Annotated in this window: 32 protein-coding genes; 25 read left to right on the forward strand and 7 right to left on the reverse strand. The window is 39.6% G+C overall.

The window, feature by feature from the left end; genetic code table 11:
* Window positions 1-21: 21 nt before the first annotated feature.
* Window positions 22-519 (reverse strand): inorganic diphosphatase, encoded by a 498-nt coding sequence (locus ACFFGV_RS05785; RefSeq protein ID WP_377345874.1) that lies wholly within the window; start codon window positions 517-519, stop codon window positions 22-24.
* A gap of 126 nt (window positions 520-645) precedes the next feature.
* On the opposite strand from ACFFGV_RS05785, the gene ACFFGV_RS05790 reads away from it, so the two are divergent.
* Complete coding sequence (locus tag ACFFGV_RS05790; protein ID WP_377345648.1) at window positions 646-1,104, forward strand: helix-turn-helix transcriptional regulator; 459 nt, start codon at window positions 646-648, stop codon at window positions 1,102-1,104.
* A 53-nt stretch (window positions 1,105-1,157) separates the two neighbouring features.
* Here ACFFGV_RS05790 and ACFFGV_RS05795 read toward each other — a convergent pair whose 3' ends face one another.
* Complete coding sequence (locus tag ACFFGV_RS05795) at window positions 1,158-1,406, reverse strand: ferredoxin (protein WP_377345649.1); 249 nt, start codon at window positions 1,404-1,406, stop codon at window positions 1,158-1,160.
* Between the two features lie 202 nt (window positions 1,407-1,608).
* Between ACFFGV_RS05795 and ACFFGV_RS05800 the strand changes: the two genes are divergently transcribed.
* The 4 genes from ACFFGV_RS05800 to ACFFGV_RS05815 are packed head-to-tail and all read left to right on the forward strand — an operon-like array spanning window position 1,609 to window position 5,131.
* Window positions 1,609-2,658 (forward strand): YpbB family protein, encoded by a 1,050-nt coding sequence (locus ACFFGV_RS05800; RefSeq protein WP_377345650.1) that lies wholly within the window; start codon window positions 1,609-1,611, stop codon window positions 2,656-2,658.
* On the forward strand, window positions 2,655-4,202 hold the full coding sequence (locus tag ACFFGV_RS05805; protein ID WP_377345651.1) for a RecQ family ATP-dependent DNA helicase: 1,548 nt from the start codon (window positions 2,655-2,657) through the stop codon (window positions 4,200-4,202). Before ACFFGV_RS05800 ends, ACFFGV_RS05805 begins: the two co-directional genes overlap by 4 nt.
* Window positions 4,189-4,770, forward strand: coding sequence for a CPBP family intramembrane glutamic endopeptidase (locus ACFFGV_RS05810; protein ID WP_377345652.1), 582 nt, complete (start codon window positions 4,189-4,191; stop codon window positions 4,768-4,770). Before ACFFGV_RS05805 ends, ACFFGV_RS05810 begins: the two co-directional genes overlap by 14 nt.
* A gap of 4 nt (window positions 4,771-4,774) precedes the next feature.
* Complete coding sequence (locus ACFFGV_RS05815; protein ID WP_377345653.1) at window positions 4,775-5,131, forward strand: hypothetical protein; 357 nt, start codon at window positions 4,775-4,777, stop codon at window positions 5,129-5,131.
* Between the two features lie 94 nt (window positions 5,132-5,225).
* Here the strand turns inward: ACFFGV_RS05815 and ACFFGV_RS05820 are convergent, their stop codons facing one another.
* From ACFFGV_RS05820 to ACFFGV_RS05830, 3 genes are read right to left on the reverse strand one after another with little or no spacing between them, the layout of a single operon-like run.
* Window positions 5,226-5,795 (reverse strand): manganese catalase family protein, encoded by a 570-nt coding sequence (locus tag ACFFGV_RS05820; RefSeq protein WP_377345655.1) that lies wholly within the window; start codon window positions 5,793-5,795, stop codon window positions 5,226-5,228.
* A gap of 21 nt (window positions 5,796-5,816) precedes the next feature.
* A complete protein-coding gene (locus ACFFGV_RS05825; RefSeq protein WP_377345656.1) occupies window positions 5,817-6,080 on the reverse strand; it encodes a spore coat protein CotJB in 264 nt (87 codons plus the stop codon).
* On the reverse strand, window positions 6,073-6,288 hold the full coding sequence (locus tag ACFFGV_RS05830) for a spore coat associated protein CotJA (protein ID WP_377345657.1): 216 nt from the start codon (window positions 6,286-6,288) through the stop codon (window positions 6,073-6,075). Before ACFFGV_RS05830 ends, ACFFGV_RS05825 begins: the two co-directional genes overlap by 8 nt.
* A 190-nt stretch (window positions 6,289-6,478) precedes the next feature.
* Here ACFFGV_RS05830 and ACFFGV_RS05835 point away from each other — a divergent pair, with 190 nt between their 5' ends.
* The 6 genes from ACFFGV_RS05835 (at window position 6,479) to ACFFGV_RS05860 (ending at window position 12,360) form a co-directional block, all read left to right on the forward strand.
* Entirely contained in the window at window positions 6,479-7,111 is a 633-nt protein-coding gene (locus ACFFGV_RS05835) for a CBS domain-containing protein (protein WP_377345659.1), read from the forward strand.
* Window positions 7,112-7,164: 53 nt separating this feature from the next.
* Window positions 7,165-7,512 carry a hypothetical protein gene (locus ACFFGV_RS05840; protein WP_377345660.1) on the forward strand — a complete coding sequence of 116 codons (348 nt, stop codon included), beginning with the start codon at window positions 7,165-7,167 and terminating at the stop codon, window positions 7,510-7,512.
* Window positions 7,513-7,591: 79 nt separating this feature from the next.
* Window positions 7,592-8,506 (forward strand): MerR family transcriptional regulator, encoded by a 915-nt coding sequence (locus ACFFGV_RS05845; protein WP_377345661.1) that lies wholly within the window; start codon window positions 7,592-7,594, stop codon window positions 8,504-8,506.
* A gap of 111 nt (window positions 8,507-8,617) precedes the next feature.
* Entirely contained in the window at window positions 8,618-9,199 is a 582-nt protein-coding gene (locus tag ACFFGV_RS05850) for a genetic competence negative regulator (protein ID WP_377345662.1), read from the forward strand.
* A gap of 688 nt (window positions 9,200-9,887) precedes the next feature.
* Window positions 9,888-11,168, forward strand: coding sequence for a Glu/Leu/Phe/Val family dehydrogenase (locus ACFFGV_RS05855; RefSeq protein ID WP_377345663.1), 1,281 nt, complete (start codon window positions 9,888-9,890; stop codon window positions 11,166-11,168).
* A gap of 214 nt (window positions 11,169-11,382) precedes the next feature.
* Window positions 11,383-12,360 carry a YpdA family putative bacillithiol disulfide reductase gene (locus tag ACFFGV_RS05860; protein WP_377345664.1) on the forward strand — a complete coding sequence of 326 codons (978 nt, stop codon included), beginning with the start codon at window positions 11,383-11,385 and terminating at the stop codon, window positions 12,358-12,360.
* A 152-nt stretch (window positions 12,361-12,512) separates the two neighbouring features.
* Here ACFFGV_RS05860 and ACFFGV_RS05865 read toward each other — a convergent pair whose 3' ends face one another.
* On the reverse strand, window positions 12,513-13,481 hold the full coding sequence (locus ACFFGV_RS05865; RefSeq protein WP_377345665.1) for an asparaginase: 969 nt from the start codon (window positions 13,479-13,481) through the stop codon (window positions 12,513-12,515).
* 89 nt (window positions 13,482-13,570) lie between these two features.
* Here ACFFGV_RS05865 and prsW point away from each other — a divergent pair, with 89 nt between their 5' ends.
* The 9 genes from prsW (at window position 13,571) to fni (ending at window position 21,329) form a co-directional block, all read left to right on the forward strand.
* Window positions 13,571-14,257: a glutamic-type intramembrane protease PrsW gene (prsW, locus tag ACFFGV_RS05870; RefSeq protein WP_377345667.1), complete on the forward strand. Its 687-nt coding sequence runs from the start codon at window positions 13,571-13,573 to the stop codon at window positions 14,255-14,257.
* 124 nt (window positions 14,258-14,381) lie between these two features.
* Window positions 14,382-15,236, forward strand: a complete 855-nt coding sequence (sleB, locus tag ACFFGV_RS05875) for a spore cortex-lytic enzyme (protein ID WP_377345668.1) — start codon at window positions 14,382-14,384, stop codon at window positions 15,234-15,236.
* A gap of 18 nt (window positions 15,237-15,254) precedes the next feature.
* A complete protein-coding gene (gene ypeB, locus ACFFGV_RS05880; RefSeq protein ID WP_377345669.1) occupies window positions 15,255-16,592 on the forward strand; it encodes a germination protein YpeB in 1,338 nt (445 codons plus the stop codon).
* 83 nt (window positions 16,593-16,675) lie between these two features.
* The gene (locus ACFFGV_RS05885) at window positions 16,676-17,347 is read left to right on the forward strand and encodes a flagellar brake protein (RefSeq protein ID WP_377345670.1); all 672 of its coding nucleotides are present in this window, start codon (window positions 16,676-16,678) and stop codon (window positions 17,345-17,347) included.
* A 61-nt stretch (window positions 17,348-17,408) separates the two neighbouring features.
* Window positions 17,409-17,600, forward strand: coding sequence for a DUF5359 family protein (locus ACFFGV_RS05890; RefSeq protein ID WP_377345876.1), 192 nt, complete (start codon window positions 17,409-17,411; stop codon window positions 17,598-17,600).
* A 168-nt stretch (window positions 17,601-17,768) separates the two neighbouring features.
* On the forward strand, window positions 17,769-18,443 hold the full coding sequence (cmk, locus tag ACFFGV_RS05895; protein WP_377345672.1) for a (d)CMP kinase: 675 nt from the start codon (window positions 17,769-17,771) through the stop codon (window positions 18,441-18,443).
* Between the two features lie 10 nt (window positions 18,444-18,453).
* Window positions 18,454-19,035 carry a lysophospholipid acyltransferase family protein gene (locus ACFFGV_RS05900; protein WP_377345673.1) on the forward strand — a complete coding sequence of 194 codons (582 nt, stop codon included), beginning with the start codon at window positions 18,454-18,456 and terminating at the stop codon, window positions 19,033-19,035.
* Window positions 19,036-19,136: 101 nt separating this feature from the next.
* Window positions 19,137-20,279 (forward strand): 30S ribosomal protein S1, encoded by a 1,143-nt coding sequence (gene rpsA / locus ACFFGV_RS05905; RefSeq protein ID WP_377345674.1) that lies wholly within the window; start codon window positions 19,137-19,139, stop codon window positions 20,277-20,279.
* Window positions 20,280-20,288: 9 nt separating this feature from the next.
* Window positions 20,289-21,329, forward strand: a complete 1,041-nt coding sequence (gene fni, locus ACFFGV_RS05910; protein ID WP_377345675.1) for a type 2 isopentenyl-diphosphate Delta-isomerase — start codon at window positions 20,289-20,291, stop codon at window positions 21,327-21,329.
* Between the two features lie 105 nt (window positions 21,330-21,434).
* On the opposite strand, the gene ACFFGV_RS05915 is transcribed toward fni, so the two are convergent.
* Complete coding sequence (locus tag ACFFGV_RS05915) at window positions 21,435-21,569, reverse strand: YpzI family protein (protein WP_377345676.1); 135 nt, start codon at window positions 21,567-21,569, stop codon at window positions 21,435-21,437.
* A 106-nt stretch (window positions 21,570-21,675) separates the two neighbouring features.
* On the opposite strand from ACFFGV_RS05915, the gene ACFFGV_RS05920 reads away from it, so the two are divergent.
* The 5 genes from ACFFGV_RS05920 (at window position 21,676) to ACFFGV_RS05940 (ending at window position 25,896) form a co-directional block, all read left to right on the forward strand.
* On the forward strand, window positions 21,676-22,278 hold the full coding sequence (locus ACFFGV_RS05920; protein ID WP_377345678.1) for a YphA family membrane protein: 603 nt from the start codon (window positions 21,676-21,678) through the stop codon (window positions 22,276-22,278).
* The gene (locus ACFFGV_RS05925) at window positions 22,275-23,171 is read left to right on the forward strand and encodes a YIEGIA family protein (RefSeq protein ID WP_377345679.1); all 897 of its coding nucleotides are present in this window, start codon (window positions 22,275-22,277) and stop codon (window positions 23,169-23,171) included. The genes ACFFGV_RS05920 and ACFFGV_RS05925 overlap by 4 nt, the downstream gene beginning before the upstream one ends.
* Window positions 23,168-23,353, forward strand: a complete 186-nt coding sequence (locus ACFFGV_RS05930) for a capping complex subunit for YIEGIA (RefSeq protein WP_377345681.1) — start codon at window positions 23,168-23,170, stop codon at window positions 23,351-23,353. Before ACFFGV_RS05925 ends, ACFFGV_RS05930 begins: the two co-directional genes overlap by 4 nt.
* Window positions 23,354-23,532: 179 nt before the next feature.
* Window positions 23,533-24,843, forward strand: coding sequence for a ribosome biogenesis GTPase Der (gene der, locus ACFFGV_RS05935; protein WP_377345682.1), 1,311 nt, complete (start codon window positions 23,533-23,535; stop codon window positions 24,841-24,843).
* A gap of 12 nt (window positions 24,844-24,855) precedes the next feature.
* On the forward strand, window positions 24,856-25,896 hold the full coding sequence (locus ACFFGV_RS05940) for an NAD(P)H-dependent glycerol-3-phosphate dehydrogenase (RefSeq protein WP_377345684.1): 1,041 nt from the start codon (window positions 24,856-24,858) through the stop codon (window positions 25,894-25,896).
* Window positions 25,897-25,900: the final 4 nt, after the last annotated feature.

Raw genomic sequence — 25,900 nt, forward strand, 5'->3', positions numbered from 1 at the left:
TTTTGGGTGATAAGGCTTGGCTTAGTTATTTTCTTGATAACGAGTTAGGCAGTCATCAATTAATTTATTAGCAGCTTCTACGCCTTCCCAAGCACCAATTTCAGTCTTCTTCCCTTGTAGGTCCTTGTAGGTCTTGAAGAAATGAGAAATTTCTTCAAGCTTGTGCTGAGGAATATCATCTAATGTGTGCACATCTTTAAAACGTGGGTCCTCTGTAGGAACAGCTAGAAGCTTTTGATCTTCCTCTCCATCATCAATCATGTTCAAGAATCCGATAACACGAGATTCAATAACGCAGCCTGGGAAAGTAGGGTTGGTTACAAGAACAAGTGCATCTAGAGGGTCATTATCTAGAGCTAGCGTGTTGTCAATATAGCCATACTCAGCAGGGTAGAATTGAGAAGAGAAAAGAACGCGGTCCAGTTTGAAGACGCCTTGCTCTTTATCATATTCATATTTGTTTTGACTTCCAGTTGGAATTTCAATAAAAACATCAAGTACTTTATTTTCAGCCATGATGGTTCCTCCTTTGAATTCTAAATATGTATCAGGTTTCGACTTCATATTATATCAATATTTAGGTAGGAAGGAAAGTCCGATACGTGTTAAAATATTGTTATCGATGTAAAACTGGGACTGGTGAATATGGACAAACAAGCTTTAATACAACAACTTTCTACTAAGATGAAGTTAGTTAGGGTGGAAAAAGGATATACACAAGATAGGATGGCTGCCATATTAGGTTTATCCAAAAAGACTCTTGTACAAATAGAAAAAGGTCGGATAGATGCTGGGTGGACGACGATTGTTGCTATGTGTGCTTTATTTCGAGATAGTGAAGTGATACAAAATAGTATCGGTGCCGATCCAATTGAAGTGTTAGAAACTATCGTGCATCAGCATGTAGATCGACCGAAGGAAAAAACACTCGGAGGAAAAGTATGGTGGCAGCACATTCAAACGGAAAAGGGATTTTCCATACAGCAAAATGTGTTAAGTCAGCATTATCGTATTATTGATGAAGCATATTATCGTTATTTTAGCACCTTCGATTTACGCGAAGCAGAAGAGAAGATGAAGGAGCTAATTCAACAAACTAAATAAGACCATATAAAATCCCTCCACCAAGGTGAAGGGATTCATCTATGAGAATGGTTTTATTCGTGTTTTAATGGATCACCATTAAATGGCTCATCAGCCACTTTAATCGAATCCGTAGGACAACCTTCAAATGCATCTTCTAAATCTTCATCTAGCTCATCTGGTACTTCAGCCGTACCCTGGTTGTCATCTAGAATTACATAAGCAATACCTTCATCATCATAATCATAGATATCTGGCGCTGCTGCTCCACACGCACCACAAGCGATGCATGTCTCTTTATCAACAATTGTATATTTAGCCATGTCTCATACCCTCCTAAAAAAATTGAGTCTAAAATGGACTTTTTCTATATCATATATAAGTATCCTGAGTTGGAAACATTCGCCTCATTACTTATTGTAAAGCTACTTTCTTAACATTTCAACAACAAATCATGCTGAAATCCCACTAGGGAGAGCTTTAACTACCTAGTCTTATCATTGTCCGAAAGAGGTGATTATAGCCATGTTTCATTTGTTAATTCTTCACTGTATTAAGCAAATAAAAGGCGAACGAAGCCTATCAGCCATACATCATACATTAACAGGCAAGAAATCATCCCAAACATTCCAGGATATGCAGGCATATGACATTGCTTTTGCTTTCGGAAGCTACAGAAGTCTGCATCGAGATCAACTGGAACAGGAAGTACGTGCATTAGCACAGGATGATTTAATTCAAATACATAACCGAAATCTCCACTTAACAATGAAGGGAGAAGAATACCTTGCAGCAAATTGGGATCAATATCCATTCTCCTGGCTTGGTGGTATTCATTACCACTACATGGAGCAAGTATATTGGTCAAGACTTCTCCTGTTTGTTCAGACTGCTTCTCATATGGTAGCATCTCAACACAACTTTATACCAGTTGAGGAGAAACAAGACATTCTGGAATGGGTGAAAAAGAAATATAAAGAAACCATGCCTGATTTACGTCATTATATGCAGCAATTGTATGAAGAATTACATACGATATTAGCTGACATGCCGGAATACCTAGCAGAGCTCGTTGTGTACCGCATGAGCGGTCTTCATCGATTTGGGTTAAGCAAAGCTCAGTTAGCAGCGAAATTTCAATGCTCGATACATGATATTAGTTTGTTGTTAACTGCTGTTATTCATTATCAATTGGAACACATACTACATAAAGCAGCTCCCTATCCGGTATTGTACTCTTTCTGTATCGATATCCAAAAGCAAATACCGTTAACCCAATCTGCTAGAAAGACAAGAGAATGGCTTCAAAAAGGCCAGCCTCTGGAGCGAATCGCACAAATCCGTAACTTAAAACAAAGCACGATACAGGATCACGTTATAGAAATCGCTATACAGGATCCTGGTTTTTCAGTGGAAGGATTTGTCCCAAAAAACGCTGCACATGACATTTCCCATAAAGCTGACGAATTAAACACTAACAGATTAAAGATTATCAAAGAAGCATTGGATGATCAGTATTCGTACTTTCAAATTCGGTTAGTGCTAGCAGCTTTTCAAAAGGAGACTTTTACATGATTAACGTTCCATTAGAAGATAATCTGAAGAAATATTTCGGATTTGATTCCTTTCGGGAGGGGCAAAAGGAAATTATAGAAGATGTTTTGAAAGGGGAGGATGTCATAGGGATTCTGCCAACTGGTACCGGTAAATCCTTATGCTATCAATATCCGGCGGCAGTGATGGATGGGACGGTACTTATTGTCTCCCCGTTAATTTCCTTAATGGTCGATCAAGTGAAGCAACTAAAGCAGCAAGGATTTAAGCGTGTGGCTGCCATCAATAGCTTCTTGGATCGTAGCCAGAAGAAAAAGGTGTATGATCATTTAGAATCGTATCAGCTTATTTATTGCTCTCCAGAAATGCTGCAGAACGAGATATTTATTCACGAGCTTAAACAGCGCGTAACCATAAGTTTATTTGTAGTGGATGAAGCTCATTGTATATCACAATGGGGGCATGAGTTTCGAACGGATTACTTAAAGCTGCATGAGGCAATTACAGCGTTAGATAATCCCACCTTATTAGCACTCAGCGCTACAGCACCCTTTCACGTCCAAGAAGATATTAGTCAACAGCTTGGTCGTCCGCACATGAAGAAGCGCATCTATCCGATGGACCGAGAGAACATTGCTTTTACAATAGAGCATGTTGCAAATATGGATGAGAAACTAAATAGAATACAATCCGTCTTAACGACACATCCCGTCCCAACCATGATTTATTTTTCTAGCCGGCAGTGGTCGGAGAAGGCGGCCTTTACTTTGTCTCAAGCCTTGCCTCATCTTAGGATTGCTTATTATCATGGAGGGATGGAGCAAATGGATCGATTGCTAATACAACAGCAATTTATGAATGATCAATTAGACGTCATTTGCTGTACAAGTGCATTTGGAATGGGAGTGAATAAGTCGAATATCCGATTGGTGATTCATGCCCATCTGCCATCCCAAGTAGAATCGTTTCTTCAGGAAATTGGACGAGCCGGGAGAGATGGTGAACAAAGTGTAAGTTTAACCTTTTATGCTCCTGGGGATAGTGAAATTCCTAAGACATTTATACGTTCTGAGCTGCCTGAAGACAGAACGGTCTTTCAAGTAATCCAGTCCTTACACAGGATGGCTCTCCATGAAAGTGAGATTATGCCAAGCGATGTCGAAATGGAAGGGAAATTGGAAATTAGCGAGGTCCAATGGAGATTTTTGCGATTTCAACTAGAAAAGCATGGTATGATACAAGAAAATAGAATTGTGGTAAATGAGGAAAAGATGAAGCATAGCTATGATTCCATTATTTCGTTTATCCAAGAGCGTACGCTTGTGAAGGAGAAAAAGCTCCAATCTTTACTACATTGGCTTCATCAGCATGATTGCCTTCGAAAGGAGATTTACTCCAGCTTCCAATCATCCTTAAAGGAACCAACTGGATTTTGCTGTGATCGCTGTGATTTTACGTTTTCCGCATGGGATATAAACTCACTAATGAAGGCTCATCGACCAACTGATTGGATAACGGAGCTTAGGATGATATTCAGGCAAGGAGACGATTATGAAATGGAATAAGCAAGCTGAGCTGATTAAACAATTAAGTGATAGACAACTGGTATCACAAGTATATGCTACCCAAGCCTTACTATTTAGCATCGCCTTAGGTGCTATGTGGGTGCTGTTTGACTCTTTTACAGATGTTCAAGCCTTGTTTGTTTGGAACGTTTCTACTGTCATCCAATTCGGGGTATCTGCAGCTGTATTCATCCTTTTGGTTGATATAATATTAATGAAAGTTCTACCGAAAAGCTATTATGATGATGGTGGGATTAACGAGAGAGTATTTCGATCCATATCCATTCCGGAGATTGCTATCATTGCATTTGTAGTTGCTTTTTCGGAGGAGCTGTTATTCAGAGGTGTGCTTCATACGGAGTTTGGATATGTATTGGCGAGCGTTGCTTTTGCGCTTATGCATATTCGCTATCTTACTAAGCCTGTCCTGCTAGTCTCCGTTCTCCTTATTAGTTTTTATCTAGGGTTAATGTATGAATGGACAGGGGAATTATGGGTTACTATTGTAGCGCATTTTTTAATCGACTTAGTCTTAGGTCTTATGATTCGATTGAAATGGATGAGGTGAAATAATGACAGAAAGATACTTGAAGGACCAAGCTAATGCTTTAAGGGACAGGACAAATGGTGAACAGCTGGAGGAGGCATCTTCTAACCCCGAATTCGAAGCGGAGGAGGTGGATGTTCTCGATTTGCCGCCAAGAAGTAAAGTGCATACTGGGAAAACCAATCAGAAGAATAAGCTAACCGTTAGCAAAGTGCTGCTTATTGTATTTCTTTTACTACTGATTCTCATTCCACTTTATATTTTCTATATGAAGGACGCTTTACTTACGAATATGTATAGCAATCTTAATACTGTTACGGAACAAGCCGCCCATGAACAAACAGAAAATAACCATTTTGTCCTCCAGAATAAACAACGCTAACGTAGCTGCCCCTATTAAGGAGGGGCATGAAATGAACGTTATATAGAAGAAATAAGACCCACATTAGCAGAGAGAGATGTGGGTCTTGTTGACATTAAAAATATAACTGTCGGTCACGCTCCTCCTTTAAAATTTCTACAGCTTCTCTAAAGCGCTGAGAGTGAATAATCTCTCTTTCTCGCAAATATTTCAGACCATCATTTAAATCAGGATCATCAGAAAGATTTATTATCCACTGGTACGTAGCTCGTGCTTTTTCTTCTGCTGCTATATCTTCATACAAATCTGCTATAGGGTCTCCTTTGGCTGCTATATAAGTTGCCGTCCATGCTCCACCAGCTGCATTTTCATAATACAGCGCTTTTTCATGATTGGAATAATGGGCTCCCAAACCAGCTGCATCCATTTGTTCTGGAGTAGCGTCTTTCGTTAATTTATATACCATTGTTGCAATCATTTCTAAATGTGCAAACTCCTCCGTTCCGATATCCGTGAGCAGACCAACTACCTTATCAGGTATAGAATATCGTTGATTCAGATAACGGAGAGCTGCGGAAAGCTCTCCGTCTGCGCCGCCATACTGCTCAATTAAGAATTTGGCTAAGTGGGGACTGCACGTACTTACACGAACAGGGTATTGGAGCTTTTTTTCGTAGTACCACATGGTTGTTCACCCTCTCCCTTTCTATACCTGCCATGGCCAAGGGGCGTCTCCCCAATTCCATGGGTAGCCGGAATAGCTCTCTCCATATTGTCGCAGGGGCCCGTAGCTTTTTTCGTACTGTTTCTTAAGTAGCTTACTTTGTTTTGCGCATTCATTAAACTGTTGAATAGCTATATAATCATTTGGGTGAGTATCGAGATATAAAGTTAATTCTACTAACACGAAATCAATTGCTTGAATATTCTCTAGCAGCTCATAAAATTCTTTAGGCATCTGTTTATCCATGTTCATCGCTCCTGCTTGGATAGGGACTAAAGAATGCTGGCCATAACGTGCCGCAATACAGTGCTTGTTTTGGTGGATATTGTTCTAGATTAGGAGGCTGATATCCGATATAAAGGTTAGGTGGCGTTTGATAGGTTTTCACTCTCATTGGGGGACAGGGATCAAAAGGACTTATATAAGGATAATATTGCTTTACTTGTGTAAACAAGCATTCTCCTCCTTTCTACATTAGACAATAGGCTTCACTTCCACTTTATGGGTGTGGAACATGTCCTATTCTCACAAAATATAAAGGGATTTATAGAACCATGTCGAATATAATAATTAAGGTACAGTGAAGATAATGATAAGAAGACAAAACGGCTAGTCAAAAAAGAACACATAATGAGGTGAAGCAGATGTTTGTCAAAGGGATTATGAAACCAATGCATCAATGCTGGATTGCGGAAGCTAGTACTCCTTTACACGAAGTGTTACATACACTTGATGAGCATGACATTGAGGGGATGCCTGTTTTGGAAGCAGGTACATTTCTGGGGATGATTTCCAGGCAGGTTATTTATCAAACGTATTTTACTTCAAATCAAGAAAAGGATATATTTTTGCAACAGACCCTGGCTGGTGATCTTGTTTCCCATCAGGACTATTATGTCACCGAAGAGGATGTCTTTGAGAGGACACTGACAACCTTTAAGGGGTTTCCTATCGTCGCGGTATTAGACGATGGGCGCCGATTCTTGGGCATTGTAACGAGGTTCGACGTTATCGAACAATTTGAAAGTGCTTTTGGTACGAAGCGAAGCGGTGTCAGGATTGCATTTACTTCTGAGGAATCGGAGGGAAGGATTGCCCGCTTAGCGGAAATCCTTAAACAGTTTCATGAGAACGTTATATCACTGGCAACGTTCGATGAAACAGATAAATTGGCAAGAAGGATTGTTATGAAAATAGAGAAGACACCAAATATAGATAAGCTGGTAAAAAAACTAGAAAAATCAGGCTTTCGTGTCCTAGACGTAAAAGAGGACTAGTAGGGCATGGGGACCTCCTAAGGAACATAAAAATGTTCTAAGGAGGTTTTTCCATGTTTAAAAGATGTCTGATACCGGGGGCTGTAGGGTTTATTGGTTGTTTTTTCTCGATTTATTGGCTGCCTTTTGCCCGTGTGCCTCTAACATTAGAAGCATTACTTCAAACCATTTTATTTCCCGTCGATTTTCTGTTGGGTGGGATTGCTTTTCTAATTGGTATTTGGGCACATTCCATCGTGGTTTTCCATTGGTGGCATACAAGGAAGATGCCTGCTTTTAAACACGTATTATTTGGGGGAATACTATGTATGCCTGGCAGTTTAGCTGTTTTTTCTATTAAAATGACAATAGGCTTTTATACCTTTGTATTTATGCTAAGTTTTCTCCACCGAAGAACTTAACCAAAAGTTATAAAAAACCTATACATAATTTAGACGAAGCGGTATAATAGACAAAAAAGTTAGTCGTGGAGGAAACAGTATGTCCAGCACTCAAGGTAAATATAACATAAAAGCAGTATCTAATATGCTCGGAATACAACCAGGCACCCTAAGAGCCTGGGAAAGAAGATACCAAATGATTCGTCCCACCCGTAATGAGGCTGGTCATAGATTGTACACAGAAGAACATGTAAAAGTATTAAAATGGCTTATCGATAAAGTAGATAAGGGATTTACTATCTCCCAGGCGGTCTCTATTTTAGAAAATAACCAAGCTTCCGTATCATATGAAACGGAGGATACGGAAGAAGAGGAAGGGAAAAGTATTCTAGAGAGTCTTTCCGATGATTTAATGACATCCTTACTGGCCTTTGATGAATCCAAGGCTCATGGGAAATTAGATTATGCTTTTAGTATGTTTTCCCCTGAAAAGGTAGCCATGGATATTGTAAGTCCTCTATTAGTTAAAATTGGCTACTACTGGGAAGAAAATAAAATTTCTAGTGCCCATGAACATTTCGCTACTAATTTCTTGCGTTCCAGACTGGGAATGATGTTAATTACCATGCCAAGTGATAAGATGCTTCCTAAAGCAGTATGCGTCTGTGGACCGAATGAGAAGCACGAATTAGGGCTTCTTATTTTCACGCTTTTTCTCAAACGAAAAGGCTATGATGTTATATATCTAGGACAGAGTGTTGCCGCAGGAGATGTTGATGTGGTTATTAATGAAGTTCAGCCAGCCTTTTTATTTATGTCTTGTACGTTAAAGAAAAATATACCAGCAACCCTGAAGTTAGCTGAAACGTTGGACGAAAGGTATCCAGCGCTCCAAATTGGTGTTGGCGGCCATGCTCTGGATAATTTGCCGCAGGAAGAGCAGGAGATTGTGCTTCCTTATAAAATCGGTAATTCCAAAGCGGAATGGGAGAGTTGGCTGCTGAAAAATAAATAAAACTTGTCCCCAAGCCTTTTCTTTCATATACTTTATAAAACGGTAGCATTTTACTAAAGAACACATATACTATCAAAAGGATTTTTATATGCATTCAAGGGGGACGAGTGAATGCGTCTTGAGAGAATGTCTAACAATAAGTTCAAAATATTTCTGACGTTTGATGATTTGCTGGATCGGGGGTTAACGAGAGAAGACCTCTGGTATGATCTGCCTAGAGTTCATCAGCTGTTTCATGACATGATGTATGAGGCCACGGATGAATTAGGTATAGAGTTAGAGGGCATGCTGCAAGTTCAGGTGTATCTCATGCAGGCACAAGGAATGTTGATTGTTGTTACACAAAGTGAAGAGGATACAGAAGATTTCGATGAGGATTTTATTGAAATGAAAGTAACATTAGATGAAAGTAAGGAAATGATATTTGCCTTTACAAGCTTCGAAGATGTTATTGGAGTAAGTCAGCACCTCTATCAGCTTCCACTTGATGGTGGATCCGTTTATTATATGGACTCCACGTATTATATGCAGCTGGAAGAGAAAGACTTAGACATTCATGATAGAGAAAGTGTCATTGCTATCATGTCAGAGTTTGCCTCTCCTAGTACAGTAACGTCACATCGGTTACAAGAGTATGGGAAAGAAATAATGAAGGATAATGCTGTACACTTGCTAACAAAGTATTTTGGGTAGCCTTAATGCATAGGAACAAGATCGACCTTCTGGTGCGATCTTTTTTATTGTGCCAAATAAATAGACACGCTGCTTTTTTCCATGTTCATCCTGACAATGTTAACGGGGAAGGGCGCTAATAGAGTAATTGACAACAAGCTATAACAAATATCCACGTTAAAGATTACCAATTAGGGTTAGAATCTCAGTTAACCACATCCCTTAAAAAGTGGAACATTTAATTTAAAAAATATGAAAAAGGGAATACACTACCTATTCATATCATGTTACTATTAGAAAGGATTTGTTGGGACTAGAGAAAGGCGTATAAATTGATACTATTTCACTTGGTTCATGAAAATGTGTTAGTATCAAATTAGTGATGCAAGCTGTCTGTATTATACATATCTATCTTTTTTCTGTTAGCCGGAAATAGGAATAGCAGAAAAGTTTAGGCAGATGCATTGAAACCTTAAGAGAACCCTTTTATAATGAAATCGCTTACAGTTATGAATTCGTAAGTGTATGTAATGTTTAAATACTGTTGCATATGTGTATAGAACATGTATACTGATTTTGTAACATAGTCGATAAGGTTGTACACACATATAGACGGTATAGGTAAAAATTAATTAACAATAGAAAAGTATTCTTTTCCACTAGGGAAGGCCTTTTCTAAATGGAACAGATTTTCATGGGAGGTAAGTTGATGGTAGCCGATAAAGCAGCAGACTCTTCAAACGAGAAGAACGATAACATGGATGTGTTGAAGTCAACTCAAACAGTGGTGAAAAATGCACTAGAGAAATTGGGTTATCCTAATGAAGTTTTTGATCTATTAAAAGAACCAGTACGTATGATGTCCGTTCGTATCCCAGTAAGGATGGATGATGGTTCTATCAAAATTTTCACAGGCTACCGGGCCCAACATAACGATGCTGTAGGACCGACTAAGGGTGGAGTAAGATTTCACCCAAATGTTTCTGAAAAAGAAGTAAAAGCATTATCTATATGGATGAGCCTGAAAGCAGGAATTGTAGATTTGCCTTACGGTGGAGGTAAAGGTGGTATAGTATGTGACCCACGTGAAATGTCCTTTCGAGAGCTAGAAGGGCTTAGTCGTGGTTATGTACGCTCCATTAGTCAGATTGTAGGACCTACTAAAGATATTCCAGCACCAGATGTCTTTACAAATTCTCAAATTATGGCCTGGATGATGGATGAATACAGCCGTATTGATGAATTTAACAATCCTGGTTTTATTACAGGTAAGCCTATTGTACTCGGTGGTTCGCACGGACGTGAATCAGCAACCGCTAAAGGGGTTACCATTTGTATTGAAGAAGCAGCGAAAAAGAAAGATATAAACATTAAAGGTGCTCGTGTCGTTATTCAAGGATTTGGTAATGCGGGAAGCTTCCTTGCGAAATTCATGCATCATAAAGGCGCCAAAGTCATTGGTATCTCTGATGCTTATGGAGGGTTGCATGACCCAGACGGCTTAGATATTGATTACCTGCTGGATCGTCGGGACAGCTTTGGAGCCGTAACGAATTTATTTAAAAATACAATCACAAACCAGGAACTATTAGAGTTGGACTGTGATATTCTTGTCCCAGCAGCCATTGAGAATCAAATCACAGAAGATAATGCTCATAACATTAAAGCGAGTATTGTTGTGGAAGCTGCAAATGGTCCAACCACTTTAGAAGCAACCAAGATATTATCCGAGCGTGATATTCTCCTCGTTCCAGATGTACTGGCGTCTGCCGGTGGTGTAACTGTATCCTATTTTGAATGGGTGCAAAATAACCAAGGATATTACTGGACAGAAGAAGAAGTGGAAGAGAAGCTTCACAAGGTCATGGTTAAAGGATTTAACTCTGTATATCAAACAGCTGAAACAAGACGAATTGATATGCGTCTTGCCTCCTACATGGTTGGAGTCCGGAAAATGGCTGAGGCTGCTCGCTTCCGTGGGTGGATATAACTTGAAACTTTCTTTTGCATCTCCTATCATTATGACGGTAGGAGATGTTTTATTTTTGTCATAGTTAAGAGGAACATTACGATTAGATTCGAAATGCGAAGAGAAATAATCTGTTGCCATTCGTTCTAATACGCTATTTATTTGCCTGCTATGTTAAGGAAGCATAGGATGCAGTACAAATTCATGCAGTTTTCATGTAAGAGGAGTGAAGAAAGTGCAAAAAGAAAATGTAATTATTATCGGAGCAGGTCCTTGTGGTATGTCTACCGCTATTGAGCTACAGGAACGTGGAATCCATCCCTTACTTATAGAAAAAGGAAATGTAGTGAATTCCATTCACCATTACCCGACTCACCAAATGTTTTTTAGTTCAAGTGAAAAATTGGAAATAGGCAATATGCCATTTATAACAGAGCATAAAAAACCAGTACGTAATCAGGCACTAGCGTATTATCGTACGGTTGCAAAAAGAAAAGAACTACGGATAAACGCTTATGAAAAAGTGGATAAGGTGATGAAAGAGGGAAGCCAATTCAAAGTGTGCACTACTAGAAAAAATGGGGAACAGCATAGCTATGCAGCAGAGCATGTCGTCATAGCAACTGGCTATTATGATCATCCTAATCACATGGGCATACCGGGAGAGCAGCTTGATAAAGTGATGCATTATTTCAAAGAAGCCCATCCATACTTTGATAAGGATGTCGTTGTCATTGGAGGAAAAAATTCTGCCGTAGATGCTACACTAGAATTGGTAAAGGCAGGCGCTAATGTTACCGTGATTTACCGAGGTTCTGATTATTCCAAAAGCGTAAAGCCATGGATTTTACCAGAATTTGAGGCGCTTGTCCGAAATGGGCATATAGATATGGAATTCAATGCTTCTGTTACGGAAATTACCCACGATAAAGTGTATTATACTGTCCAAGGTGAGAAGAAAGCAGTGGACAATGATTTCGTATTTGCCATGACTGGTTATCATCCTGATCATAGCTTTCTAAAGGAGATGGGAATCACGATCGAAGAAGATACAGGAAGACCTTCGTTTAGCGAAGCAACAATGGAAACGAATATTCCTGGAATCTATATTGCAGGCGTGATTGCTGCTGGATATAATAACAATGAAATCTTTATTGAAAATGGACGACATCACGGTGTGCACATTGCCAAACACATTTGTGAGTCAAAATAGTTAAAGGTAGGGTAAAATATTGGCATGAGATAGATTCCCTTCACATATAATCGTTCAGGGTAATAACCTTGGACGGTTATTTTTTTGATTCATTTCTAGATAAAAAATGACGAAATCCTAAAAATATAGGATTTCGTCTTATCCGTGTGGCGTTATGCAAACATGGCTACCAGGTCATGCTTGTTTTTGGTTAGTTCCAGAGCTATCATTAGTTTAATTCTTGCTTTAGGCCCGGTAAGACCATTGGCAAAGATTATTCCCATGTCTTTTAACTGTGCCCCGCCACCATTATAACTGTACACATCCTGAACGATGCCTTGATAGCATCGGGAAACTAATACTACTGGAACACCGTTATCTACAATCTCCCGTAGTGGATCAACAAGTGATGGAGGGATATTGCCCTGTCCTAGTGCTTCAATTACCAAACCGTCCAACTGGGTTTGCTGAATAGCCCTTAGAAGGGCAGCATCCATTCCTGCGTACATTTTGAGCAATACGACATTATTGGTAACAGCTTGGATTGGATAGGATTCATGCTTTGTTAACGTATGATGAAAGAATATTCCCCGTTTAGTCGCGATACCAATCGGTCCGTATTGTGGACTTTGAAAAGTGGCTACATTACTTGTGGATGTTTTCGTCACGTTTTTAGCAGTATGAATTTCGTCATTCATGACTACTAATACCCCTTTATCCTGCGCTTCATCAGAGCAGGCTACCCGAATGGACGTAATCAAATTATATAAACCGTCTGAACCAATCTCATTAATCGAGCGCATAGCCCCTGTCACAACGACAGGTTTCCTTGTTTGTACATATAGATCCAAGAAATATGCTGTTTCCTCCAACGTGTCTGTACCATGTGTGACCACCACTCCATCAAAATCCTCCTGAGCAAGCTTCTCGTGTATACGAGAGCCTAATTGGAGCATATGACTAGGGGTCATATGAGGAGAGGGGATATGAAATAAAACTTCATCTTGTATTTTTGCTATACTGGACAAAGAAGGGACCATTTCCTCTAAAGGGTGTTCTCCTTCTGTGTTCACCTCACCAGTATTTTTATTTTCCTTCATGGAAATAGTTCCACCTGTATGTATAATTAGTACCTTTTTCATCTCCATCACCTGCAGTATAAATTAGTATTTTCTTTCCAATATGTTCATGATACGATGAAATAGATTGTAATGGAAGGGGAGAGGCCGGTATGATTGCTATACTATCAGCAGCTGTAGCACCAGGATTTGCGCTTTTGGCATTTTTTTATTTAAAAGACCGCTTTGAACCGGAACCCTTTTCCATGGTTTTTCGAATGTTTATTCTTGGAGCATTACTAGTATTTCCGATTATGTTTATCCAATATGCCTTTCAAGAGGAAGGGCTTATGCAGTCGCCATTTCTCTCCTCCTTTGTAACGGCAGCTACTTTAGAGGAGTTCTTTAAATGGTTTATTTTTTTGTATGCCATTTACAAACATACATCATTTGACGGTCATTATGATGGCATTGTGTACGGTGTTTCCATCAGCCTTGGCTTTGCTACGGTAGAAAATATACTATATCTGCTTGCAAAAGGTATCTCCTTTGCATTTTATCGTGCATTTTTCCCTGTTTCTTTCCACGCACTCATTGGCGTACTAATGGGATATTATATGGGAAAAGCAAAAGTCGGCCCCCCTAGAGATCAATTCAAAATATTGAGTGTAGCACTCATTATTCCCATCATCGTTCATGGATCATATGATTTCGTATTGGAGGTATGGCAGACTAGCTGGTTGTTTATATTAGTTCCATTTATGATAGGGCTTTGGTTTATGGCGCTTCGGAAAGTTAAGCTGGCCAATCAGGTTACAGCTGATGTCATTTCCATTAAACAGAATAAGAAAGAGGCTTAACGGCAATCTACTTCCAAGTAGGTTGCCTTTTTCTATGTCGTTTTTGGTAACCATGTATAAAACCGGTACAGTTTCAGAAACTAGAGGAGACATTTAAGATATTCCATTTGCAGGAGGAGCGGCAATGAGATTAATACGATCCATTTCAATCGTTATGTTTATACTGGTTATCTGTGTTTCTATTCCTTCTACTCATGATAAGGAAGTGCACGCATTTAGTAATCAGGTAGTGCAGCATGGTGCTACTGGTGATGACGTTATTGAGCTACAGGCAAGACTACAGTATCTAGGTTTTTATAATAGTGATATTGATGGTGTGTTTGGTTGGGGTACTTATTGGGCGTTACGGAATTTCCAATACGAATTTGGTATGGAAATTGATGGCTTGCTAGGCGAAGAAACAAAGCAAAAGCTAGTGAAAGCATCTAAGTATGACGCTCAATATATCAAGAAGCAAATACGGTCAGGCAAGGACTTTACTTATTATGGAGGAGTTCCCAAGGAAACTCAATCAAAGGGTGGAGGACAGCAGAATAAAGCGCAGCAAAAGCCTCAGCAAGGAGGGCAAGAAAATCAGGGAGGAGCTGGAGGAGGAGCGACAGCAGTCAACGTTCCTTCAGGATATTCCCAGAACGATATACAGCTGATGGCGAACGCTGTGTATGGCGAAGCTCGTGGAGAGCCGTATGTTGGTCAAGTAGCAGTTGCGGCAGTTATCCTGAATCGAGTCGAGAATACAAGCTTTCCAAATTCAGTGTCTGGAGTCATTTTCGAACCAAGAGCTTTTACGGCTGTTGCAGATGGACAAATTTGGCTTACACCAAATGAAAAGGCTAAGGAAGCAGTACTGGATGCTCTCAATGGGTGGGATCCATCTGGAAATGCTATCTATTACTTTAATCCAAATACCGCTACATCAGACTGGATTTGGAGCAGACCTCAAATTAAAAAGATTGGGAAGCATATATTTGCCAAGTAAGAGAAAGGAAGTGAAGGCATGTTTCGTTGGATACTAATCGCTGTATTAGCGTTAGGTATTACAGGTACTGCTGCATGGGGTTATCAAGAACACCAGGAAAAGAATGCTATTCTCGTCCAGGCAGAGAACTCTTATCAAAGAGCATTTCATGATTTATCTTATCAAATGGAACTGCTCCACGATAAAATGGGGACAGTTTTAGCAATGAATTCTCAAAAGCAGCTATCGCCCCAATTAGTTGAAATTTGGAGACTTACCTCAGAAGCTCATAACGATGTAGGGCAGCTCCCTCTTTCCTTGATGCCCTTTAATAAGACAGAAGATTTTCTGTCTAGTATAGGAGAATTCAGCTATAAAACGGCTGTTAGGGATTTAAGCAAAAAGCCATTATCAGATGAAGAAGTGTCTACACTACAAAAGCTATATGAACAATCAGGTAGCATCAAGAATGAATTGAGGAAAGTTCAATACATGGTGTTAAATGATAATCTACGATGGATGGATGTTCAGCTAGCCCTTGCAAGTGAGGATAAAGGCGACAATAAAATTATTGATGGATTTAAAACGGTAGAGAAGAATGTAGAAGGATATTCCGAAGGGAATTTAGGGCCGACCTTTACTAGTTCTCAAAAAAATCACGAATTTCGTTTTGTAAAAGGAAATGAGCTCAACGAAGAAGAAGCAAGGAAGAAATCTAAAGACATTTTTGAAGTCCCTGAAGGGGCCAAAGTAACCTTGACGAAAAGCGGTAAAGGTGCAGAAATCCCTACGTACACGATGTCTTATAATGGGGATGGTAAAAATGGGTACATGGATCTTACGGTAAAAGGTGGTCACCCTATTGATATAATGGTTGACCGAAAAGTGAAGGAAAGAAAAATCGGCTTACACGAGGGTTTGCAAAAAGCTAAGGCATTCTTGGAAAAATATGAGTATGAGGGTATGCAATCCTTTCAAAGCAGCCAATACGATAAGATAGGAATTTATAGCTTTATGTTTGTACAGGACAATGTTCGCGTGTACCCTGATTCCATTCAAGTAAAAGTAGCTCTTGATAATGGAGACATTTTAGGCTTATCGGCTCGTGATTTCTTAATGAACCACGAGAAGAGAGTTATCCCTCCAACTGGAATTAGCGAAAAAGACGCAAGAGATTACGTGAACCCGGATGTGAAGATTCAGGAACAGCATATGGCAATAATAGAAAACGATATGAACGAAGAAGTATTATGTTATGAATATTTAGGGACTATAGATAATACGACCTACAGGATATTTATCAATGCTGAGGACGGAACAGAAGAAAGGGTCGAAAGGCTCAAGAGTTCGGAAATGAAATTCGGACAAAATTCCTAGAGAGAGACAAAAATGTCTTTCTCTTTTCCTTGTTTTTTGACATAATAAGGTATATGCATATATACGCAAGGGAGTGGGGAAGTTTGTTACATATTGGTGCAACTATTACTTTAGAACTGAAGCATGGGAAAGAGGAAGATGTTCCTGTTGATATCTATCGTTCGAAAATTGTGGAAAGAGACGATAGTGCTTTATATATTGATTACCCAGTTAACAAGAACACGAATCGGGTAGGTTTTTTTATGGAAGGAACTCAATTTAAAGTAACCTACATTGCCCAGGACCAATCCGTATATGAATTTGAAACAGAGATAAGAGGAAGAAAGAAATTAACTATTCCTGTACTTGTTCTTCCATTGCCTGTAAAAGATGAAGTGTTGCGCGTGCAAAGAAGGAAATATGTTCGTGTAGAAACAGCTGTAGACATTAGCATTCATAGTAAAGATCAGCAATTTCTTCCCTTTACAGGAACAACGGCAGATATCAGTGGTGGAGGAGCCGCCATAATCCCACCTATTAACCATGGTCTCAAGGACAATCAGATTGTAGAAACCTGGCTCGTTCTTCCCATTATGTCTGGAGATACCGAATATATTAAGACGGATGCCAAAGTGATACGAGTGTGGAAAGAAAAAGAGAGAGATACAGACAAAATCTCAGTAGAATTTAAGGCAATGGAAGAACGGGACAGGCAATCCATTATCCGTTATTGCTTCCAGCAGCAATTATTGCTTAGACAACGAGGAGTACTATAAGAATAGATAAAATTCCAAGGGCTATACTAGCTATAAAAAAGGTAGATGCTCAGTGAAACGAATGGAACGATGGCTTGTGATTCTTATAGGGTTTCATGCCTTCCTGTTAATGGTAACGCAATGGATGCTTTTGCATACCGATGCTGCCTTGTATGTGCAGCCATTGTATGAGTACCTTGGTGTACAGAAAAATGTAAACGGAAATATCATAGAAACAATAGACCGGTTTATTCCGGATGTGTTATCATTTTGAAGCATAGAAGAGCGTAAACGAAACAAGCAGACTAGCCTGCTTGTTTCGTTTTGTGAACAGGGAACCTTCCATTGTCTTTACAATTTTTTTGAATAAACTTAATATTAGCTTGACGGTTTCGGAAGGTAATAAGTGAGTAAATATTGAACAATAAAAGAGGGATTTAAGTTGAAACAAGAGTTAGCAATTGCAATCGATGGACCAGCAGCCGCTGGTAAAAGTACAGTAGCGAAAATAGTAGCCAATACATTATCCTATGTTTATATTGATACAGGAGCTATGTATAGAGCTTTAACTTACAAGGCACTCCAACAAGGAGTAAATGTTAAGGAAGAAGAAGCGGTAACAGCACTTTTAGAAAATACCACTATAGAGCTTCAGCAATCAGAGCATGGACAGCTAGTTTTTCTAGATGGGCAGGATGTTTCCCATGCTATTCGTAGCCATGAAGTAACAAAACAAGTTTCCTATGTAGCTGAACACAGGAAAGTGCGAAAAGAGATGGTAAAACAGCAGCAAGATCTTGCTGCTAAAAGAGGAGTCGTAATGGATGGGCGTGATATCGGTACACACGTTATACCTGATGCGGAAGTGAAGATATTTCTCATGGCCTCTGTTGAGGAGAGAGCAGAAAGAAGACATAAAGAAAATGTAGAGCAAGGCTTTGCTTCCGATTTAGAACAAATAAAAGAAGATATACGAAAGAGAGATAAGATTGATTCGGAACGGGAAGTGTCTCCGCTTTTAAAAGCAGATGACGCGATAGAAATTGATACCACCGCCTTAAGTATTGAACAAGTCGCTGATAAAATATTACAAGCAGTAGAACAGAAAGAAAAGTGAGGGTGAGTCGATGGGGCTATATCATTTTGCCAGATCAGTCTGTGCAGCTATCTTCTATCCAAAGTATAAAATAAAAGTGGAAGGTAAAGAGAATATCCCAGCTAATGGTCCACTTATAGTTTGTTCTAATCACATTTCTAATATGGACCCAGTGGTAGTGGGGATTACCATGAAGAGAGATGTGTATTTTATGGCTAAAGAAGAGCTGTTTAAGAATAAATTTCTTGGAGGGCTATTACGTAGAGTTCATGCCTTCCCGGTAAAGCGTGGGATGAAAGACCGCCAGGCCTTACGGAGAGCATTAGACGTGCTAAATGATAATGAAACGCTCGGCTTATTCCCGGAAGGTACTAGAAGCAAAGATGGAAAATTAGGAAAAGGGCTGGCAGGGGCAGGCTTTTTCGCCTTGCGATCAGAAGCATCCGTTGTACCTTGTGCGATTATTGGTACGTACAAATCTAAGGAACCTTTGCGCGTTGTGTATGGAGCTCCTATAGAAATGAAAGATTTAAGAGAGCGTAAGGCTTCCTCCCAAGAAGTAACAGATGTTATCATGAAAGAGATACAATTTCTATTAGATGAAAATCAGTAATCTTTACATTTTGTTGCTTGACAAATAGCCATAAATATTAGAAGTTAGAACAAAGGATAAATTTATGGCTGGTTGTGGTGGAACTGAAGGAGGTCTTGTAAATGGATGAAATGAATCAAGAAATGTCAGAAATGCCAAACGTTTCCGTAGGGGATGTACTTACTGGGAAAGTAGTGAAAGTAGAAGAAAAGCAAGTGCTTGTCGATATCGGTTACAAGGTGGAAGGCATTGTTCCGATTAGCGAGTTATCAAACCTTCACGTGGAAAAAGCATCAGACATTGTTAATGAAGGGGACGAGCTTCAACTGAAGGTGAAAAAGATGGACGATGAAGAAATCGTACTATCCAAACGCGCTGTAGATGCAGAAACAGCATGGGAAGACCTTGAGCATAAACTTGAAGTAGGCGAAGTATTTGAGGCCGAAGTGAATGATATTGTTAAAGGCGGTCTTGTTGTAGATGTAGGACTTCGTGGATTCATCCCTGCTTCATTAGTAGAAACTTATTATGTAGAAGACTTTAACGACTACAAAGGTAAAACATTAAAGCTGAAAGTAGTTGAACTAGACCGAGAACAGAACCGTGTCATTCTTTCTCATAGTGCAGTAGTAGAGGATGAAAACGAAGCACGTAAGCAATCCCTATTACAAGGCTTAGAGCCAGGACAAGTATTAGAGGGTGTTGTACAACGTATTACGGACTTTGGTGCGTTTGTAGACATCGGAGGTATGGACGGACTTGTTCATATTTCGCAATTGGCTCATGAGCATGTAGAAAAGGCTGCAGATGTAGTAGAAGAAGGACAGCATATAAATGTCAAGGTCCTTTCTGTGGATCGTGACAACGAACGTATTTCTCTTTCCTTGAAAGATACATTGCCTGGTCCTTGGGATCAGATTGAGGATAAAATTCGCCAAGGTGATGTCCTAGAAGGCACAGTGAGACGTCTTGTAAACTTTGGTGCTTTCATCGAACTTCTTCCTGGTGTGGAAGGACTTGTTCATATTTCTCAAATATCTAAGCGTCATATTGGTTCCCCGCAAGAAGTACTAGAAGAGAACCAAACAGTGAAAGTTAAAGTATTGGACGTTAATGAAGATGAGAAGCGAATTTCCTTAAGCATTAAAGAATTAGAAGAAGATCAAAGCCGTGCTGAAGTTGAGCAATACACTAGAGGCAATGATGACGAAGGTGGATTTTCTTTAGGTGATGTTATTGGAGATAAGCTGAACAAATTAAAATAATAATATTTGGTGATACAATTGAGTCGTTCAAAACGAAAGCTAGAACATATTAGACATGCATTATCCCGTGAGGATTTAGGGATGAATAGCTTTGACGAGATGGAAATTATTCATCAAAGCTTAACCGATATCCATTGGGATGACATCTCTTTGCAGACTCAATTAGGCGAACTTACTTTAAGTTCGCCTCTTTTTGTCAACGCAATGACTGGTGGAGGTGGAGAAAAGACAGAATCCATCAATCGCGAACTGGCTATTGCAGCAAAGGAGACTGGCATTGCTTTAGCAGTCGGTTCACAAATGTCTGCTTTAAAAGATGCTAAAGAAAGAAGAAGCTATGAAATTGTCCGAGAAGAGAACCCCGACGGTATTATATTTGCCAACATTGGCAGTGAAGCTACACTGGATCAAGCCAAAGAGGCTGTGGACATGCTGAAGGCTGATGCCTTGCAAATCCATCTCAATGTCTTGCAAGAACTAATTATGCCAGAGGGAGATCGGGATTTTAGTGGACGCTTGCGTCAGATTGAAGAAATCGTAGAAAATATGGAGATTCCTGTAATCATTAAGGAAGTAGGATTTGGCATTTCAATGGAAACTGCAAGGCAGTTGAAGAACGTAGGTGTATCCTATATTGATGTGGCAGGTCAAGGCGGTACTAATTTTTCCAAGGTGGAGAATAAACGTCGGAAGCAGCCGTTTGAATCATTTAATCAATGGGGAATCCCAACGGCTATTTCAGTTAAAGAAGTAAAGTCTGTTTTTCCAGAGGCCCATGTGTTAGCATCTGGAGGCATGCGGAACGGATTAGATGGAGCTAAAGCATTTGTGTTAGGTGCTAAAGGATTTGGCATGGCTGGTCATTTGCTTCGCATCCTGATGAAGGATGACATCGAAACACTCATTGCCGAAATTGATCATATACATCACGAATTCCAAATCGCTATGATGGTACTTGGTGCTAAAGATACCTATATGCTGGATGGGAAACCTCACATCTTTACAGGTAGAACGAAATCTTGGCTAGAGCAAAGGCTGCCATCTTTTTAATAATATTGGTGATGAATAGTATTATTCATCCTCTTTAACTAGCGTTAATCCTACGCAAAGAGCCCTGAAGCATTTATGCTTCAGGGCTTTTTAATGCGTACTCTATTACTTGCTTAATCGGTTGTTGCTATTGTTTGTATCTTCTGTGTACGAACTCCCTTTAGGATGTGTTTCTGTGTTTCTGTCACTTTCTACTCTTCTTTCTTGCTTTAGTTTTTTTTGTTGGCGGTCTTTTCCCATGCTAACAATCCCTCCTAGTATTATTTTGTGATGGAAAAGCTAATCTTTATATGATTATTATTTGTTACTTTGCCCATAATGGTTAGTAGTATAAGGAGAGAGGAACATGGATGGAGTTATTTTTCTATATATTCATTGGCTATTATGGGTAATTTATACTTTCTTTGTACAACGTACTAAGAAAAGGCTGAGTATTAGTGCTTTCCTATTGATTTCTATTCTCGCTTTTGGATTGGACGTTCCTGTTGGAAAATATACAATAAATGGGTCTGCACTCATTATATTTGGCTATTCCTTTCTTATATTGGCGAGGTCTCAAAAACAAATAGTGTCTGCTTGTATGTCGTTGGCAGTTGCAATTGCGTATTGCGGTGCATTATTCTTTGAGTCTGTTAGTCCTATTTGGATTATTGGGCCCAGGCTATGGATGTTATCCTTTCTTGCATTTGCTTTAGTGTATTTTATGTCCCGCTTTACGATGACAAGAATTGGGATATGGGGAATAGGCGCTGTGTTTGGGGAAACGCTGTTTACTACGTACATAAACGAACTTGGTTATGAGAAAATCATTGGAAACCCAATGTTCTTAGACATATATGCCGTTGTTTTGCTCTTTTTCACAATAGCGGCTACAGGGTCATTTATAATTGAGAGTTTAGAGGGAATGGTATCCCATCGAATCAAAAGAAAAGTGGGGGTTAAGCCTTGAACGAGTATGTGTACCCAATATTATTTGGGGTTGCTGTTGGCGTAATAGCAAGATTAATTATGTTAAAAACAGATTATCGTCAATATCCTACATATCTTCATGGGAAAGTTATTCATTTGTCCCTAGGGTTTATTGCTGCTTTTTTAGGAGCAATTGCTGTACCAGCCATTATGGAAATGGAGTTCACTGCTGTAACTTTTTTAACGATTGCAGCTTCCCAATTTCGGGAAGTGCGTAATATGGAGAGAAATACGCTGACCGAATTGGATGCATACGAATTGGTTCCTAGAGGAAATACCTACATTGAAGGGATAGCTATAGCGTTTGAAGGTAGAAATTATTTAGTTATATTTTCCTCTTTTCTTGCTACGATGTTTTATTTAATTTGGAATATTTGGGCAGCGATTGCTGTAGCATTAGTTTCTTACTACTTTGTTCGTAAGTTCATGACCGGTAATACACTGAAGGATATTGTGGATATAGAATATGTAAAGCCCCATTTTGATGGGGCAGGGTTATACGTAGATAACATATATATAATGAATATCGGTTTACCAGAACGGCAAAAAGAAATCATGGAATATGGTATGGGATTTGTTGTTTCCCCTAAGAACTTTAATGTCAGGTCTACGATAGCTAATTTAGGACAGCGTCAGGCTATTCTGCATGATGTTTCCGTTTCCATGGGTGTTTTTAGAGATAGTGGTACCCCAGCACTCGTTCCTTTAATTAAACGAGATTTAGATGATGGGCGAATTGGAGTATTTATTCTACCGCAGGAAAGAGATGTGGACCGAGCTATTAGAATTATAGGAGCTGTCCCAGTATTAGAGAATGCAATAAGGATGCCGAGTGAATCCAAGCCAAATAAAGAGGAGGGTCATATGTCTTGAACATCGAAAAGGCTGTTCTTGCTGCCATTACTATGAACCGACATAACGTAGAAGGTGGTGCACCTATCTTTATTTGTGAAACGAAGGAAGAAATGAATCAAATTGCTGCCAACCTGGAGGCGATTTTAGATGGAATAAGCCATGCCCTTAGTGATGAACTGTATATAATTGTGAAGCATTAGCATGATATTTAGTGTGAAGCTTGAGAAAAGCGTTGTTTGTTATGGGCAGTTTTGCTAAAATGAAAAAGTTAAGAGTAAACCCTTCTTACTTGACAAGAGGGGTTTTTCCTTGATTAGGCATGCCAACAATATAAGATATGAAGAAAAAATACTGGACAATTAGTTAGGGGGAACCTTTCATGCGTAAATCTGTAGTTGCTGTAGTCGGAAGACCCAATGTAGGGAAATCAACCATTTTCAACCGACTTGTAGGCGAACGAATCTCCATTGTAGAAGATACCCCTGGTGTGACAAGAGATCGCATTTATGCTGAGGCAGAATGGTTAAATACAGCGTTTAATATTATTGATACAGGAGGCATTGAGCTCGGGGATGAACCGTTATTGGTTCAAATGCGCGCTCAAGCCGATGTAGCAATAAATGAAGCGGATGTTATTATCTTTATGGTGAATGGAAGAGAAGGAATTACAGGTGCTGATGAAGAAGTAGCCAAAATACTTTATAAATCCAATAAACCTGTTGTTCTTGCAGTAAATAAAGTAGATAATCCTGATATGCGTGACCAAATATACGAGTTCTATGCTTTAGGTTTTGGCGAGCCATTTCCGATTTCGGGTACTCATGGTCTTGGTCTTGGAGATATGCTCGATGAGGTTGTGAAGCATTTCCCTGAGCGTGCTGACGCTCTAGAAGAGGACGATACCATTCACTTTAGTTTAATCGGCCGTCCTAATGTTGGAAAATCATCATTAGTAAACTCCATTTTAGGAGAAGAGCGGGTAATCGTTAGTGATATCGAAGGAACGACGAGAGATGCCATTGATACATCGTTCACAAAAGATGAACGAGATTATGTGATAATTGATACAGCAGGAATGAGAAAAAGAGGAAAAGTGTATGAGACTCTAGAAAGATATAGTGTCATGCGAGCATTGAAAGCGATAGAACGGTCAGATGTAGTCCTTGTTGTCATTGATGCTGAAGAAGGAATCATTGAACAGGATAAAAAGATAGCCGGATATGCACATGAGGCAGGGCGTGCGGTCGTGATCGTAGTCAATAAATGGGATGCAATTGATCGAACCGAGAAAACAATGAAGGAATTTGAAGAGAAAGTAAGGCAGCAATTCCAATTCTTAGACTACGCTCCAATCGTTTATCTTTCAGCAAAGACAAAGAAACGAATGCATACGCTTGTTCCGGAAATTTTAACGGCGAGTGAGAACCATACGAAACGAGTTCAATCAAGTGTTCTGAACGAAGTTTTAATGGATGCCCTTGCCATGAAACCTGTGCCTTCTTTGAAAGGGAAGAAGTTAAAGATTTTCTATATGACACAAATTGGTGTGGCGCCACCTACCTTTGTTGTATTTGTTAATGACCCTGAGTTATTACACTTTTCCTATGAACGATTTTTAGAGAACCGAATACGCGAGGCATTTGGTTTTGAAGGGACACCAATCAAAATTTATGCTCGCCAGCGTAAATAAGGGAGAGATTCTATGGCAAACGTAGCAGTACTTGGTGCAGGTAGCTGGGGAACAGCCTTATCTGTTGTATTGGCTGATAATTATCACGATGTACGATTATGGACACATCGAAAAGATCAGGCTCAGCAAATAAATGAAACCCACCACAATGAAAAGTATTTACAGGAAGTTTCCTTGCCTTCCAACATTGTAGCGTACAATGATATGGAAGCAGCACTTCAAGATGTTACAGCTGTTGTAGTTGTGGTTCCAACGAAAGCCATTAGAGAAGTGTGTCAACAGATGAAGTCGGTATTATCTCATAAAGTGACAATCATTCACGCTACAAAAGGCATTGATCCGGACTCTTTAAAGCGAGTGTCAGAGATGATGGAAGAAGAACTGCCTGACGATATTTATGAGGATATCGTTGTACTAAGTGGTCCAAGCCACGCTGAAGAGGTTGGATTGCGTCAACCTACAACCGTAACCGTTTCCTCCCATACGATGAAAGAAGCAGAAATAGCACAAGATCTATTTATCAACGAACATTTTCGAGTGTACACTAATCCAGATGTGGTCGGTGTTGAGCTGGGTGGTGCGCTGAAAAATATCATTGCATTAGGTGCTGGTATATCTGATGGTCTTGGTTATGGTGATAACGCAAAATCTGCTTTAATTACTAGAGGATTAGCAGAAATTGCTCGCCTCGGCACTTCTATGGGAGCAAATCCACTTACGTTTGCTGGTCTGACAGGAGTTGGAGATTTAATAGTTACCTGTACAAGTCAGCATAGCAGGAATTGGAGAGCAGGTAATATGCTTGGAAAAGGCTATGACCTCCATGATGTCTTGGAGCACATGGGTATGGTTGTCGAAGGCGTTCGAACGACCAATGCAGCATATAAGCTATCCCAATCTCAACAGATTGAAATGCCCATTACACAAGGAATCGAACAACTGCTGTTCCACGGTGCTGCTCCTAAGGAAGTAGTTGACCAGTTGATGACAAGGGGCAGACGTCATGAAATGGAAGACCTTGCAAATATTTTAGGGGACCAGTATTCCTCGTAATGCA

This window comes from Pontibacillus salicampi, assembly GCF_042434395.1.
GTDB lineage: Bacteria > Bacillota > Bacilli > Bacillales > BH030062 > Pontibacillus > Pontibacillus salicampi.